Genomic DNA, 15,975 nt, shown 5'->3' with positions numbered 1-15,975 from the left:
GGACTGTTTTTAATGCTCTCTGCCCATGCCGCCGAGCCGGATAATCAATTTATTATTCAGCAGCAGCGGCAGAAGGCGCTCGAACAGCAGCTGACGCCCCCCGTGCCGGACGTGCGTCTTTCTGAACCGTCCTCCAGCTTCGGCAAAATCGACTTCCCCACCGAAACGCCCTGCTTCCCGATTAACCGCGTGGAATTAAGCGGTCAGGACGCCCTTCCCCACTGGCTGCCGCTGCAGCGCATGGCGGATCAGGCCCAGGGGCGCTGCCTCGGCGGGAAAGGGATTAACCTGCTGATGAGCACCATGCAAAACCGCATTGTCGACCACGGCTGGATAACCACCCGCGTGCTGGCCCCGTCGCAGGATCTGAAAAGCGGCACCCTGAAGCTGGCCATCGTTCCCGGCTACATTCGCCACGTGAAGCTCACCGAGGACAGCGACGACTATATTCAGCTTTACAGCGCCTTCCCGGCGCACGAGGGGAATTTGCTGGATCTGCGCGACATCGAGCAGGGGCTGGAGAATCTTCAGCGCCTGCCGACGGTTGAAGCCAATATGGAGATCCTGCCCGGTGAAAAGCCCGGCGAGAGCGACGTGGTCATCACCCGCAGGCAGAGCAAGATGTGGCGCGTGGGCCTCTCCCTCGACGATGCCGGAACCGAAACCACCGGACGCTATCAGGGCGGCGTAACCCTGTCGCTGGATAACCCCTTCTCCCTGAGCGACCTGCTGTACGTCTCCGCCAGCCACGATCTCAACGATAAGGGCGGCAAAGGCAGCAAAAACTACACCGCCCACTATTCGGTGCCCTTTGGCTACTGGATGCTCGGCGTGACCGGCAGCGATTACGACTACCACCAGACCGTCGCCGGGCTGAACGGCGATTACCGCTACAGCGGCAAAAGCAAAAACCTCGACGTTCAGCTCAGCCGCGTGCTGCACCGCAGCGGCACGCAGAAAACCACCTTTACCTACGACGTGCTGGCGCGGGAAACCCGCAACTATATCGACGACACCGAAGTGGGCGTGCAGCGCCGGCAGACGGCGGGCTGGCGCGTGGGGCTGGAGCATCGCCACTACATTGGCCAGGCCACGCTGGATGCGGGCATCAGCTACCAGCGCGGCACCCGCTGGTTCGGGGCGCAGCCTGCTCCGGAAGAGTTTACCGGGGACGCCACCGCCCTGAGCAAAATCACCCAGTTGAACGCCCAGCTCGATCTGCCGTTTGAGATTGGCACGCAGAACTTCCGCTACAACGTGCAGTACCTGCGCCAGATCAGCAATACCCCGCTGACGCCGCAGGATCAGTTCGCCATCGGCAACCGCTGGACGGTGCGCGGCTTTGACGGCGAGCGCACCCTGAACGCCAGCCACGGCTGGTACGTGCGTAACGATCTGGCCTGGAGCACGCCGCTGCCGAACCAGGAGCTCTACCTCGGCGCGGACTACGGCGAGGTGGGCGGCTACAGCTCGGATTATCTGATCGGCAAACACCTGGCGGGCGGCGTGGTGGGCCTGCGCGGCAGCGCCTTTAATACCGGCTACGACCTGTTTGCCGGCACGCCGTTCTCGAAGCCGGACGGCTTCGTCACCAGCAACCTGACCCTCGGGTTTAACCTCAACTGGAGCTGGTAATGCGCGTCGGAAACCTGGATATCAACGCCCCGCTGATCCTCGGCGGCGACGTCAACGAAGCCGAAGTGCTGGGTGCCACCGTCTGGCTGTGGATGCACTCGCCGATGCACCGGGACGCCCCGCTGCACGCCCTGCCGACGCTGCTGCTGCCCATCATCAAACGCCGCCAGTACGTGCTGGCGGTGGAAAACGAACGCCCGGTGTTTTTCCTGAGCTGGGCCTGGCTGAACGAAGAGTCGGAGGCGCGCTACCTCACACGCCCGTCCATTGAGATGCACGACGCGGACTGGGACAGCGGCGACCGGATGTGGGTCTGCGACTGGATTGCCCCCTTTGGCCACACGCAGGCCATGAACAGGCTGATCCGCCGGGACATCTTCCCCGAGCACTGCTGGCGCGCCCTGTACCACCGGGGAGCCGAACGCGGCAAGCGCGTGCTGATGTTCCACGGCAGGCACGTCAGCCGCACCACCGCACGAGAATGGCAACTGAAACACCCGCTCACGGTCAACCTGCCGGAAGCGCTGAAAGGAACGCACCATGAATAAGAACCTGTACCGGATTGTCTTCAACAAAGCGCGCGGCATGCTGATGGTGGTGGCGGATATCGCCCGCTCCGGTCGCGCCGGATCGTCGCGTTCGTCCGGGATCGGTCATACGCACAGTCGCCTGATCGGCAGGGTCAGCGCCCTCAGCTTCAGCCTGTGGCTGGCGATGGGTGCAGTGCAGACGGCACAGGCCAACATCGTCGCCAACGCGGGTGCGCCCAAAAACCAGCAGCCGACGGTGATTAAAAGCGCCAACGGCACGCCGCAGGTCAATATCCAGACCCCGTCCAAAGCCGGGGTTTCCCGCAACAACTACACCCGCTTCGACGTGGACAAAAACGGGGCGATCCTCAATAACTCCCACAAAAACGTGCAGACCAACCTCGGCGGCATGGTGGCGGGCAACCCGTGGCTCGCCAAAGGGGAAGCCAAAGTTATCCTCAACGAGGTGAGCTCGCGCGACCCGAGCAAGCTTAACGGCATGATTGAGGTGGCGGGTAAAAAAGCGCAGGTGGTGATCGCCAACCCGGCGGGCATTACCTGCAGCGGCTGCGGCTTTATCAACGCCAACCGCGCCACCCTCACCACCGGGCAGGCGCAGATGAAGGACGGGCAGCTCACCGGGTATAACGTCGAGCGCGGTGAAGTGGTGGTCGACGGCGCGGGGATGGACACCTCCGGCGCGGACTACACCGACATTATCGCCCGCTCGGTGAAAGTGAACGCCGGGCTGTGGGCAAAAGATTTGAAGGTCACGACCGGGCGTAACCGGGTCGATGCCGCCCACGAAAAAATCGAAAAAGGCAGCGACGATGCCGCCACCCGTCCGCAGCTGGCGGTAGATGTCTCCAGCCTCGGCGGGATGTACGCGGGCAAGATCCGCATGGTCGGCACCGAGCGCGGCGTCGGGGTGCGCAACGCCGGGGCGATGGGCGCTCAGGCGGGCAACGTCACCCTGACCGCCGACGGCCGCATTGAAAACAGCGGCACGGTGCGCGCGAGCGACAGCGCCAGCGTGCAGACCGCGGGTGAGTTCGCCAACAGCGGCGTCCTCACCGCCGCGAATAACGTTAGCGCCCGCGCCGCCAGCCTGACCAGCAGCAAAGAGAGCGTGCTGGCCGCCGGGGTGAAAAGCGACGGCAAGCTGGCGCAGGCCGGGGATTTAACCCTCACCACGAGCGGCAGGCTGAGCGCCCACGGGCAAACCCTGGCGGGCGGCAACCTCACCGCCAAGGGTCAGGGCGTGGACGTCAGCGGCAGCCAGACCCAGGCGACGCGCGTCACCCTGAACGGCGGCGCGACGGATCTGAACACCGCCAGCGCCACGGTCAGCGCCCGCGAGCTGAACCTCAGCACCGCGAAGACGCTCGATAATACCGGTGGGACGCTGAGCGGCGATAAACTCACGGTGAGCGCCCAAAGCCTGACAAACCAGCGCGGCAAGCTTATTCAGAGCGGCAGCGAGGCGCTGACCCTCAACCTGCCGGGCAGCATTGATAACCAGCAGGGGCAGATTGGCGCGGCGAACGGCGTACAGGTGCAGACGGGCGAGCTGAACAACCGCGAAGGGCAAATCGTTGCCGTGTCCGGGAAAGCCGGGCTGAAAACCACTGCCCTGAATAACGAACAGGGGCTGATTTCCGCGGCGGCGGGCGACGGCGATATCCAGAGCCAGCAGGCCATCAACAACCGCAAGGGCCGCATCGAAGCGGCGAAGACCCAGCGCATCGACGCGGCGGGCGTAAATAACCAGCAGGGGGTGATTGTCGCCAACGGCGCCACCCTCGCCCTGAACGGCGGCACGCTGGACAACCAGTCCGGCTCCCTGCTCTCTCAGGGCGCGCTGAGCCTGGTGAGCGGCGCGGTGAATAACCAGAGCGGTTTCCTGGCGAGCAGCAGCGATTTCACCCTCGACGGCGGCGACGTGGACAATACCGGCGGTCAGATCGGGGCCAACCGCGCCTTAACCGCGCGCTTCAATACGCTGACTAACGGCGGCGGCGCGCTGAAATCGGTCGGGGCGATGACCCTGATCGGCGGCGCGCTGGACAACGCCAGCGGCACCACCTTCTCCGGGGCAAGCCTCTCCTTCACGGGCGACACCCTGAACAACAGCGGCGGACAGCTCGCCGCCGCAGACGGCCTGTCGCTTGACGCCGCGACGCAGCTCACCAACGCCTCCGGCGTGATCCAGGGGAACGGCATCAGCGCCGCCAGCGCCAGCGTGGATAACGGCGCGGGGACGATCAACAGCCTCGGCGAACTGAACCTCTCTGCGGGCAGCCTGAACAACCAGGCCGGGACGCTGGCCGCCACCGGGGCGGCAGATATCGCCGCCGGGAGTCTGGACAACCGCAGCGGCGGGCGCGTCATCGGGGAGAGCAGCGCAACCCTGCACGCCGACGGCCTGCAAAACGGCGGCGGGCAGATCCAGACCGTGGGCGATCTGCTGATCGACGGCGCCCAGGGGCTGGTGGATAACGCCTCCGGGCTTATCCGCAGCGGACAGCGCGTGACGGTCAACGCCCTTAACTTCGTCAACCAGAATACGCTCGGCGAAAATCAGGGGCTGGAGGGGCAAAACGTTACCCTCAATACCAGCGCCCTCGACAACCAGAGCGGCAGCATTCTGGCGAACGACGACCTGAGCGTGGTTAACAGCGGCGTGCTGAACAACGCCAGCGGCGCGCTGGCCTCGGCGGGAACGCTGAACGTCAGCGGCAGCGGGCTGAACCTGATCAACGGCGGCGGGACGCTGAAAGCGGGCAAAAACCTCAGCGTGCAGGCCGATACCCTTGACGCCAGCGGGCAGCTTTTGTCCCTCGGCGATATGACCCTGCACAGCGCCACCGGCGTGACCAACAGCGGCAGCACCATTGCCAACGGCAACCTCAGCTTCACGACCGCGGGCGATCTGACCAACACCGGGAAGCTGATGGCGGGCAGCGCGCTCAACGTGCAGAGCGCCAACCTCACCAACGCCGCCAGCGGTGAAATCAACGCCGGACGCAACACCCTGAATGCCGCAGGCGCGGTGTCCAACTACGGCCTGATCGACGGCGTGGTGACGCGCATCAATACCAACACCCTTAACAATATCGGCACCGGGCGCATCTACGGCGACGCGGTGGGCGTCAACGCGGTGACCTTCAACAACCTCACGGAGAACGGCACGGCGGCGACCCTCGCCGGACGCGAGCAGGTCGCGCTTGGCGTGCAGACGCTGAACAATATCGGCCACGGGCTGATCTACAGCGCAGGAAGCCTGCAGATCGGCGGCGCGCTGGACGACGCGGGCGCGGCGACCGGACGCGCGGCGGCCATCAACAACCACAGCTCGACCATCGAATCCGCCGGGGACATGGCGATCGGCGCCTCGCAGATCAACAACATCAACGATAACTTCTCCACCGAAGTGGCGCTGGTGTCGCAGGAACAGCTGACCGAGTATCAGCACACCGGCTCCCCGAGCCGCTGGAAGGCGGGCGACGACGGCGTATGGGTGGACAATAACTCCGCCGACGGCCTGCGCAACCTCAACACCCCGGAGCGCACCGGGCACGGCAACGATAACTTCAACCAGTACGACTACACCCGCACCGTTGAAGAGACCCGCATCAAAGAGACCGACCCGGCGAAGATCCTCTCCGGCGGCAACATGACCCTGTCGGGCGATAAGCTGTTCAACGACAAGAGCCAGGTGGTCGCGGGCGGCACCCTGCTGATTGACCAGATGGGCAGCGTGCAGAACGACGACGTGACCGGCGAGCGCTACACCACCGATAACGGCACCGTGACCCACTACTACCGCATTCGCCACAAGGGGAGCGATGAGCAGGGACGCAAAACGACCGCCTACACCCCGCCGACGGCTATCCAGAGCATTGCCCTCAAGCCGGGACAGCTGGTGAGCGGCGGCAGCGTGGAGGGAAGCAACCTCAGCATTACGCCGCTGGTGCTGCAAGGCACGGGCGTCGACATCGGTCAGGCGGCGGGCGTCAACGCGACGCCGCAGCAGACCGTGAAGCCGGGCGAACCGGTAACCCCGCCTGCCGGACAGCAGTTTGAAGTGACGCCAGCCGACGGCGCTATCCGCATTATCGGCCCGAACACCACCCTGCCGGACAACAGCCTGTTTAAGGTCAACCCGAACGCCGACGTGCCGTATCTGGTGGAAACCGATCCGCGCTTCACCAACGAGCGCCAGTGGCTGGGCAGCGACTACATGCAGAACGCCTTCACCGACGACGGCGACAATACGCTGAAGCGTCTGGGCGACGGCTATTACGAGCAGCGCCTGGTGCGCGAGCAGGTGATCGGCATTACCGGACAGCGCTATCTGGACGGCTTCTCCAGCGACGAAGAGCAATTTAAATCGCTGATGGACAAGGGCATCACCTTCGGCAAAGCCTACAACCTCAAGCTCGGCGTGGCGCTCACGCCGGAGCAGATGGCGCTGCTGACCGGGGACATCGTCTGGCTGGTGAATACGAAGGTGAAAATGCAGGACGGTTCAACGCAAACCGTGCTGGTGCCGCAGGTGTACGCCAAAGTGAAACAGGGGGATATCGACGGCTCCGGCGCGCTGATTGCCGGGAACAACGTGTCGATGAAGCTCAACGGCGACCTGTTCAACAGCGGCACCATCGCCGGGCGTAAGGTGCTGCAGCTGGATGCGGACAACATCACCAACCGGTCCGGCACAATTCAGGCGGCAGACGTAAACCTCAACGCGCGTACCGACATCAACAACGTCGGCGCGGCGATTGTCGGCGACAGCAGCGTGCTGGCGAACGCCGGGCGCGACATTAACGTCACCACCACGACCACCAGCGCGCAAAGCGTGAACGGCGAGAACAGCTTCACCCGCACCACCATCGACAGCGTGTCCGGCATTTACGTGCAGGGCGACGACGGCAGGCTGGCGCTGCAGTCCGGGCGCGACATTACCCTGACCGGGGCGCAGGTGATCGCCAGCGGTGAAAACGGCAAGGCGCAGCTGGTTGCCGGACGCGACGTGAACCTCAACACCGTTAAGACCGCCAGCGGCGACAGCCTGGCGTGGGACGCGGATAACGCCCTCAGGCAAAGCCGCGTGGACAATAACGCCAGCACCGTGCAGGGCACGGGCGGCGTGGCGCTGGCGGCCAATAACGACATTAACGTGCGCGGGGCGCAAATCACCTCCGACGGCGCGCTGACCGCCGCCGCGAAGCGTAACCTGAATATCGAAGGCGTGCTCAACGACAGCCAGCTTGATGAGAAGCATAAGGTGGTGGGCGGCAACGGCTTCCTGTCCAAAACCACCACCAAAACCCGCGACACGGTCGATCGCCAAACCGTGCAGGGTAGCGAACTGAGCGCGGACACGGTGAACCTCTCTGCCGGAAACGATCTTACCGTCGCAGGCAGCAGCGTGGTGGGCTCGGGCGACGTGGCGCTGCGGGCGGGCAACGATTTAACCCTCACCAGCATGGGCGGGCGTAATAACGAAACCCACCTGAGAGAGGAGAAAAAATCCGGCCTGATGTCCTCCGGCGGCATTGGCTTTACCGTCGGCTCGCGCAAAGAGACCACCGACCAGGCCAGCCAGGCGCTGGCGGGACAAGGCTCGATGGTCGGCAGCCTGAACGGCGATACCGTTCTGCTGGCGGGGAACGACTACCGCCAGACCGGCAGCACGGTGGCCTCGCCGAACGGCAACGTGGCGATCCAGGGGAAAAACGTCACCATTGAGGCGGCGCAAAATACCTATGCGTCGCAGTACAAACGCACCGTTGAGCAGAAAGGCTTTACCCTGGCGGTGAACGTGCCGGTGGTGCAGGCGCTGCAAAGCGTGATTGCCTCTACCGAGAAGGTCGGGCAAAGCAACAACGATCGCATCAACATGCTGGCCGCCGCCAACGCCGCGTGGGACAGCGCACGCGCCGCCAACACCCTGATGAACACCGCCCAGGGCGCGATGGCGAACGGCGTGCAGGGGGCGGCGCAAAACGTGAGCGTGTCCCTGACCTACGGCCAGAGCAAGCAGACCCACACCCAGACTAACGACAGCACCACGGCCCTGGCCAGCAAGGTGAACGCCGGGAAGCAGGCGGTGGTGGTCGCCACCGGCGGCGGCGAGCAGTCCAATATCAACATCATCGGCTCGGACGTCAGCGGTAAACAGGGCACCACGCTGTTTGCGGACAACGACGTCAATATCCTGGCCGCGCAGCAGCAGAGCCACGACCGCAGCACCGACAACTCCAGCGGCTGGAACGCCGGGGTGGCGGTGAGCTACGGTCAGGGCGGCGCCTCCTTCGGCGTGACCGCTGGCGCCAACAAAGGTAAAGGCTACGGCAACGGGGATGAAGTCTCCTGGCGCAACAGCCACGTGGGCGATATGGACGGGCAGACCCGGATCGTCAGCGGCGGCGACACCACCCTGCGCGGCGGGCAGCTGCTCGGCAAAGGCGTGGATATCACCGCCGACAACCTGAACATCGAGTCGCTTCAGGACACCATGACTTACCAGGGCGAGCAGAAGAGCATGGGCGGCCAGGTCACCGTGGGCTACGGCTTTGCGGCATCGGGCAACTACGGCCAGTCGAAGGTGGACGCGAACTACGCCTCGGTGCAGGAGCAGTCCGGCGTCTTCGCGGGCAGCGACGGCTATAACATCAACGTGAAGGGCAATACCGACCTGACAGGCGGGCTGATTACCTCCAGCGAAAGCGCGGAGCTGGCGGGCAAAAACCAGTTCAGCACCGGCACGCTGGGCTGGCGCGACGTGAATAATACGTCGGAGTTTGAGGGCAACGGCTTCGGCATCGGCGGCTCGGTGAGCCATAACGCCGACGCCGGAACGAACAAGAACGTGACCTTCGGTATCGGCCACGACAGCGGAAACGACAGCGGCACCACCCGCAGCGGCATTAATACCGATAACATCACGATTACCCACCCGGACGCGCAGCAGCAGAATATCGAAGAGGTGAAGACCGACATCACCACCGAAACCGCCGCCGCCAACTCCGGAGCGATTGCCAATAATTTCGACAAGGACGAGGTGTTTAAAGAGCTGAACCTACAGGTCAGCGTGACCCGCGATTTCAAAGAGAACGCCAATCGCCAGATTGGCGAGTATCTCGACGGTAAGCAGGCGGCGGCGCGTAAGGAATTGCAGGACGCCATCAAAGCCGGGGATAAAGCGAAGCAGGATGCCGCGCTGCAGGATATCTACAAAATGCAGTACCAGCGTCGATTCCTGCAAACGCTGGTGGGCGTGGTGGCCGGATCGCCGGATGCCGCGATTACTCAGGGTACGCTGTCGCTGGCGGCGACCAAAATGCGTGAAGAGACGCTGAAAAACTCCCTGATCTCCCCGGGAGTTGTCGACATAAACGGCAATGAAATCAGCAACGTTTCCGGGCCAAGCGACGGGCTTTACGACGGCGTTAAGCTTGGGGGCGTCAGGGTCGGTCTGGACTTCATCTGCGGTGACGGCAATATCCGCTGCCGCCGCGATACAGATAACGGCAACGCCCTGATCCTCGACAGCAAAGGCCGGGTTCAGTATATCGGTGATGACCAGCATAAGACCTTCGACGCTCTACTGGAAGACCGGACGTTATCTGCCGGGCTGTACGGCCCAACGGGCGGTTTCCAGGGCGGAGTGGGTATGATGGGGCCGTTGACCTACACGCCTGGCTCCTTCTTTGACGATCTGGTGGAAAGCTACGCCGGAACCCATGATTTAGTCGGCGGCCAACTGCCTGGTTTTTATGATAAAGAGGGCAATACCGCGCGCGATCGCGGCCCGCTGGCTGACGCAGCGGCCAGTACCTGGACCATCGCAGCTATTCCGATTGCCACACCGTTCGCCATGAGCGAGCTGGTGTCGCCTGAACTGCTGCAATTTATTTTCTCAACCTCTCAGTAAGTGAGCGAAATATGAAAAAAAGCCTGCTTATTCTGTTGCCCCTCCTGCTCACCGGCTGCGTGGTGGGCAATATGGACTCAACCGATTATCAGTACGTGAAATACGCCCAGACCTTCCAGAAGTTGGACAGCACCGGGCGCACCAACGAGGCGCAGCGTAAAGAAGATCTTTACAGCTGCGGGGTGCCCAGAAAAGCCAATCTGGATGATGGTAGCTGGAACGGCGGCAGCTCCACCCGGGATCAGACGCTTCAGGAGGTCGTGGCCCGAAACGATAAGATATCGAGCTGCATGAAAGCCAAAGGCTATAAGGTCTACGGCTACGATCAATGCGGCCCGCTTAAAGCCCCTACCGGACTGTGTCCAAATTAATAAAAGGAAGAAGGGAAGATGAAAAAAATACCTCTGGCGGTTTTGATTGCAGCGGGTCTGGCAAGCGGCGCGGCGCTGGCGGATAGCTCGACGGTTTCCGTTGGCTATGCGCAGAGCAAGGTGGAGGACTTCAAAAATATCCGCGGCGTGAACGTGCAGTACCGCTACGAGTGGGACTCCCCGTGGAGCGCGATGGGATCATTCACCTACATGAGCGGCGACGAAGACGAGCATTACTATGTAGATTCCGACTCGGTAAAAAACCATATCGAAGCGAAATATTACTCCCTGCTGGTGGGCCCGGCGTACCGCATTAACGAATACGTTTCCCTGTACGCCCTGGGCGGCGTGGCCCACACCAAGGCGGACGGCGACACCAGGTGGGTGAACGCGGGCGACGGGTATACCCAGAAAGACAGCATCTCCGAGAAATCGACCTCTTTCGCCTACGGCGCGGGCGTGCAGTTTAACCCAACTCCGGAGCTGGCGATTAACGTGGGCTACGAAGGCACCAACGCGGATCTGGACGGCAACCGTTCGATCAACGGCTGGAACCTGGGCGTGGGCTATCGGTTCTAGCCCTTTTTGCCGGGTGGCGGCTATGCCTTACCCGGCCTACGGTCATATTTTGTAGGCCCGGTAAGCGAAGCCGCCACCGGGCATTACAGACCCCACTCCCCTACCCCCTGCACAACATGCTCAACAAACCGGGTCAGCTTCGGCAGCGGGCGTAAATCCTGCCGCCACAGCAGGTGTACCGGCCTCGGCTCCGGGGTGTAATTCTCCAGCACCCGCACCAGCTTGCCGCTCGCCAGCTCCTCGGCCACCAGCACCTCCGGCTGCAGCAGCAGCCCCGCCCCGGCTCTGGCCGCCATCCGTAAACCGTAGCCGTCGTTGCAGCGTAAAATCGCATCCCGCTTCCAGCGCACCTCCCCTTCCGCGCCCGGCAGCCGCCACTCGTTGCGCGCGGTCCATACCGTGTGGGACAGACAAAGGTGATCCACCAGGTCAGCCGGGGTTTGCGGCGTGCCGTGGCGCGCCAGATAGTCCGGCGCGGCGCAAATCACCATTCGGTAGGGGCGAAGGTATTTCGCCACCAGATCGTCGTTGCGAATGTCGCCGATGCGGATCGCCAGATCGACGCCCTCGTCCACCAGATCCACCATCCGGTTAGTGAGATCCAGCTCGACCCGCACCTCCGGGAAACGCTGCAAAAAGGTGGCGGTCAGCGGGGCAATCACGCAGCCGCCAAACGAGGTGGGCGCCGTCACGCGCAGGGTGCCCGCGGGCGCGGCGCGCAGGCGCTCAACGGCGCTTTGGGCGATAGACACCTGCTCCAGCACCCGCTTTGCCTCATCGTAATAGACCCGCCCGGCATCGGTCAGGCTCTGGCGGCGCGTGTTGCGCTCCAGCAGGCGCGTGCCAAGCCCCGACTCCAGCCGGGCGATGTATTTCCCCACCATCACCGCCGACATCTCCAGCCGCGAGGCGGCAAGCGTAAAGCTGCCGCTGTCGACCACCGCGATAAAGGTTTCCATGCCGCGAAGCGTATCCATATTGCAAACCCCTGGTTAGTAATCATCTAACTTTAGCCCAGTTTATCTGACTTTTACTTTATTCAAGAATGGAGGCTCACAACATGAGGAGTCGGCTATGAAAATCGTCATTATTGGTGCCAGCGGTACGGTCGGTCGCGCGGTCGCGGAAGAGTTAAGTCGTCGCCACGAGGTTATCCGCGTGGGGCGCACTCAGGGTGACTATCAGGTGGATATCACCTCGCAGGAGAGCGTCCAGGCGCTGTTTGAAGCCATCGGCCCGGTGGACGCGATTGTCTCCGCCAGCGGCGGCCTGCACTTTGGCCCGCTCGCCACGATGAAAGACAGCGATTTTAACCAGGGCTTGCAGGATAAGCTTCTGGGGCAGGTGCGTCTGGCGCTGACCGGCCAGCACTACCTGAACGAAGGCGGGTCGATCACCCTGGTGAGCGGCATTGTGGCGCACGAGCCGATTGCCCAGGGCGTCAATGCCACCACCGTGAACGCCGCGCTGGAAGGCTTTGTCCGCGCCGCCGCCTGCGAGCTGCCGCGCGGGATCCGTATCAATCTGATAAGCCCAACGGTGCTGACCGAGTCCGCCGAGGCCTACGACGGCTTCTTCCCCGGCTTTGCCAGCGTGCCTGCCGCGACGGTGGCGCAAGCCTATCGCCGCAGCGTGGAAGGGGTGCAAAGCGGACGGGTGTATAAGGTCGGTTATTGAGCCTTACGGGCTGAAATTAATACCAGCATTGGGCGTTCCGCCTCTTCCGCCAGCGCAGGCCAGGCGTCAATTTGCGCCTGCGTTGGCCCCCACTCGTTCACTTCGCTGACGATCAATCCCGCCTTAATGAGCGCGTTAAGCGTGGTGCCCAGCGTGCGGTGGTACTTAATCACGCCGTCCGCCAGCCAGTTGCTGACGCGCTGCCCTTCGGCCTGATACTGGTTCACGCCCCAGTAGCGCACGCCGCTGTCGTCGGTCAGCCAGCCCTGGCGCGTGGCGCAGGTATAAATGGGATGCTCCATCGAGAAGACCAGGCTTCCACCCGGCTTAAGCGCCTGCTGGATCTTGCCTGACAGGGTATCCAGCTCCGGCAGGTAGTGGAGCGCCAGCGAACTGTAGATCACATCGAGGCTATTGCTTTGCAGGATGAGGGATTCGAGGTCGCTGCGCTGATAGTGAATGCGCGCGTCGTCGGTCAGCTCCGCCGCGCGGGCGAGCATCTTTTCTGAGATGTCTACGCCGGTCACCTCAGAGGCGCCCATCTCCCGCGCCGCCCGGCAAAACCAGCCGTAGCCGCAGCCGAGATCGATAACGGATTTTCCGGTCAGGTCCGGCAGCATGGCTTTCAGCGCGGGCCACTCCGGCGCGCCGTCCAGCCCCTGCACCGAGCGCGGAAGCTGCGCGTAGCCTTCGAAAAACGCCGGGTTGTCGTAGATGTTTTGTGCCATTGAAGATCCCTCTTTAAGAATGTGCCCCCAGTATAAAGCATTCAGTGCGGCTTGATGCCCTCACCCCAACCCTCTCCCACAGGGAGAGGGCGCAAACACTAAAAACGGTAACTGGCGTTACCGTTTTGCTTTTACCTCCACGGAGCCCCAGACGAGGTTGCCCTTATGGAAGGTCGCGGTTCGCGGGGAGATGCGCGCCACGGCCTCGGCGGAACAGGAGGCGTCCACCAGCACAAAGCTGGCGTCGTCCTGCGCTTTCGGCCATACGCGTTCGCCCTTGTCGTTCAGCGGCAGCACGTCGCCCGTGGCAATGCCTAATGCGCGGGAAAGGGTCTGCTCGTTCGGGCGGATATAGAGCTGGGCGTACAGGTTGGCTTTTTCCAGCATGTCGCCCAGGCCGTAGGGCGACCAGTGGTCAATCACGCTGTCGGTGCCGGTCATCACGAACACCCCTTTGTCTCGCAGCTGCTTGAGCGGCATATGCAGGGTGCCAATCGGCACGGTGGAGGCGATGGTCACCCGCTGCGCCGCCATGCGGGTGGCGATGTCGTCCACCTGCTGCTCGTTCAGCGTGGCCAGCGCAAAGGCGTGGCTGATGGTCAGCTTGCCCTTCAGTTCCGGCGTTTTCTCTACGGTTTCGACCATGTAGTTCACCGCCGCCACGCCCGCCGGGCTGGTTTCGTGCAGGTGAATGTCCACCCCTTTGTCGTAGTCGAGCGCGATCTGGAACATGGTGTCGAGGGATTTTTCCATCGCGCCGTCAACGCTGGTGGGATCCAGCCCGCCCACGTAGTGCGCCCCGGCCTGCATCGCCTCGCGCATCAGCGTTTCGGAGTTTGAGAGCAGCAGGCCGTGCTGCGGGAACGCCACGATTTCGCACTCAAGGCCTGACCTGCGGCGCGCCAGCACCGCCTGCAAATTTTCCAGGTTCTTCAGGCCGGAGGTAGGCTCGATATTGCAGTGGCTGCGGGCGATGGTGGAGCCTTTCGACTGGATCAGGTCGATCAGTTTTTCCGCACGCTCCTGGGTATAGGGTTGCAGTTCAGGCAACAGCTTCTGCTCCAGGCGGATCATGTCTTGGATGGTGGTGCCCGCCGGGCGGTTGAGCGAGCGCCACGGGCCGCCGTAGAAGGTTTTGTCCAGGTGAATGTGCATGTCGCGCATCGCCGGAAGCATCAGCTTTTTGCCCGCGTCATAGTGCGGCAGCGAAGCGTCCGCGCGGCTGTTGTTATCGCGCAGGGCGATGATTTTGCCGTCCTTGATCTCCAGCGTTTTGAGCTCGGTGCGGGTGCCTGTTGCCACGCTGCCGTCGAAGGTAAACCCCGCTTCCAGCAGGACGTTATCGAGGTAGTAGTGTTTTGCGGTGATGTTCATCGGTTTGCCGGGTTCGCAGGTTGGCTTTGCTGAGTCAGCAGCATACGCGACGGATCCGGTGGCGCCAAACAGCGCGCAGGCAGTGACCATTTTGCCGCTCTGGCTGATAAACTCGCGGCGGCTTTTGTTCTCACTCATCTTCTCTTCCTTTTTCTTATGCGTTCACAATGTGGGTGCCGGTTTCGCCGCGCAGCGCCGCGGGCAGGCAGTCCGGCGAGGTGATGATCACGCGCTTGCCGCCGTGGTGCAGGAACGCCAGCGAGGCGACGATTTTCGGCAGCATGCTGCCCGCCGGGAAATGGCCCTCTTCCATGTAGCGCGTCATCTGCGCTGCGCTGACGGTGTCCAGCGCCTGCTGAGTCGGCTTGCCGAAGTTGACGCACACCTTTTCCACGCCGGTAGTAATCACCAGCACGTCGGCGGCAATCTCCCGCGCCAGCAGCGCGGTGGAGAGATCTTTATCAATCACCGCATCGACGCTCTGGTAATCCCCCTGCTCGGTGCGCACAACCGGAATACCGCCGCCGCCCGCGCCCACCACCAGAAAGCCCTTTTGCGTGAGCGCCTTGATGGCGTCGGCTTCGACAATGCGTATCGGCTGCGGCGAGGCCACCACCCGGCGATAGCCGCGGCCTGAGTCCTCAACGAAATGCCACTCCGGGTGGGCGAGCTGCAGCGCGTCGCGCTGGTCGGCGCTAAAGAACGCACCGATCGGCTTGGTGGGATGGGCAAAGCCCGGATCGTTTTTATCCACCTCCACCTGGGTGACCACCGTCACCGCCTTCTGCTCGCCCCGGGCGGCCAGGCGATTGTTGAGCGCCTGCTGGATGAGATACCCGATCCCGCCCTGGGTGTCCGCCACGCAGTTCGCCAGCGGCGTAAGCGGCAGGCCTTCGTACTCGTGGGCGATCTCCGCCCGGCGCAGATCCAGCCCCACCTGCGGGCCGTTGCCGTGGGTGAGCACGATGTCATAGTCGGACGCCAGCATCTCCAGCACTGACTCTGCCACCGCTTTTACCGCCTGCGCCTGATGTTCAATCGACTGGCTGGCGTTATCTTTGATAATGCTGTTGCCGCCAATGGCGACGACCATGAGTTGTTTCATGTGGTTTCCTTTGGTAAGTGCGGTCGGGTGCCCT

The 15,975-nt window shown here is 63.0% G+C and carries 10 protein-coding genes; 6 read left to right on the top strand and 4 right to left on the bottom strand.

Annotation, left to right across the window (positions count from 1 at the left end; all coding sequences use genetic code 11):
• The first annotated feature begins 12 nt into the window (after positions 1-12).
• From AB6V08_RS14895 to AB6V08_RS14875, 5 genes are read left to right on the top strand one after another with little or no spacing between them, the layout of a single operon-like run.
• Positions 13-1,635 carry a ShlB/FhaC/HecB family hemolysin secretion/activation protein gene (locus tag AB6V08_RS14895; RefSeq protein ID WP_368543627.1) on the top strand — a complete coding sequence of 541 codons (1,623 nt, stop codon included), beginning with the start codon at positions 13-15 and terminating at the stop codon, positions 1,633-1,635.
• Positions 1,635-2,183, top strand: a complete 549-nt coding sequence (locus tag AB6V08_RS14890; RefSeq protein ID WP_368543626.1) for a toxin-activating lysine-acyltransferase — start codon at positions 1,635-1,637, stop codon at positions 2,181-2,183. The genes AB6V08_RS14895 and AB6V08_RS14890 overlap by 1 nt, the downstream gene beginning before the upstream one ends.
• Entirely contained in the window at positions 2,176-10,107 is a 7,932-nt protein-coding gene (locus AB6V08_RS14885; protein WP_368543625.1) for a two-partner secretion domain-containing protein, read from the top strand. The genes AB6V08_RS14890 and AB6V08_RS14885 overlap by 8 nt, the downstream gene beginning before the upstream one ends.
• A gap of 11 nt (positions 10,108-10,118) precedes the next feature.
• Complete coding sequence (locus AB6V08_RS14880) at positions 10,119-10,478, top strand: hypothetical protein (RefSeq protein WP_368543624.1); 360 nt, start codon at positions 10,119-10,121, stop codon at positions 10,476-10,478.
• 18 nt (positions 10,479-10,496) lie between these two features.
• Positions 10,497-11,057, top strand: coding sequence for an Ail/Lom family outer membrane beta-barrel protein (locus AB6V08_RS14875; RefSeq protein ID WP_368543623.1), 561 nt, complete (start codon positions 10,497-10,499; stop codon positions 11,055-11,057).
• A gap of 83 nt (positions 11,058-11,140) precedes the next feature.
• Here AB6V08_RS14875 and AB6V08_RS14870 read toward each other — a convergent pair whose 3' ends face one another.
• Positions 11,141-12,034, bottom strand: coding sequence for a LysR substrate-binding domain-containing protein (locus AB6V08_RS14870; RefSeq protein WP_368543622.1), 894 nt, complete (start codon positions 12,032-12,034; stop codon positions 11,141-11,143).
• 97 nt (positions 12,035-12,131) lie between these two features.
• Here AB6V08_RS14870 and AB6V08_RS14865 point away from each other — a divergent pair, with 97 nt between their 5' ends.
• Positions 12,132-12,734, top strand: coding sequence for a short chain dehydrogenase (locus AB6V08_RS14865; protein WP_368543621.1), 603 nt, complete (start codon positions 12,132-12,134; stop codon positions 12,732-12,734).
• Here AB6V08_RS14865 and AB6V08_RS14860 read toward each other — a convergent pair.
• From AB6V08_RS14860 to AB6V08_RS14850, 3 genes are all read right to left on the bottom strand, one after another.
• The gene (locus AB6V08_RS14860; RefSeq protein ID WP_368543620.1) at positions 12,728-13,462 is read right to left on the bottom strand and encodes a class I SAM-dependent methyltransferase; all 735 of its coding nucleotides are present in this window, start codon (positions 13,460-13,462) and stop codon (positions 12,728-12,730) included. The two genes, AB6V08_RS14865 and AB6V08_RS14860, sit on opposite strands and share 7 nt — an antisense overlap.
• Before the next feature lie 117 nt (positions 13,463-13,579).
• Positions 13,580-14,974 carry an amidohydrolase family protein gene (locus AB6V08_RS14855; protein WP_368543619.1) on the bottom strand — a complete coding sequence of 465 codons (1,395 nt, stop codon included), beginning with the start codon at positions 14,972-14,974 and terminating at the stop codon, positions 13,580-13,582.
• Positions 14,975-14,990: 16 nt separating this feature from the next.
• A complete protein-coding gene (locus AB6V08_RS14850; RefSeq protein WP_368543618.1) occupies positions 14,991-15,941 on the bottom strand; it encodes a carbamate kinase family protein in 951 nt (316 codons plus the stop codon).
• Positions 15,942-15,975: the final 34 nt, after the last annotated feature.

Source organism: Enterobacter soli, from assembly GCF_964208575.1.
Classification (GTDB): Bacteria; Pseudomonadota; Gammaproteobacteria; order Enterobacterales; family Enterobacteriaceae; genus Enterobacter; species Enterobacter soli_A.
The sequence above is the reverse complement of the archived record's forward strand: the minus strand, read 5'-3'. Positions and strand labels throughout refer to the sequence as shown.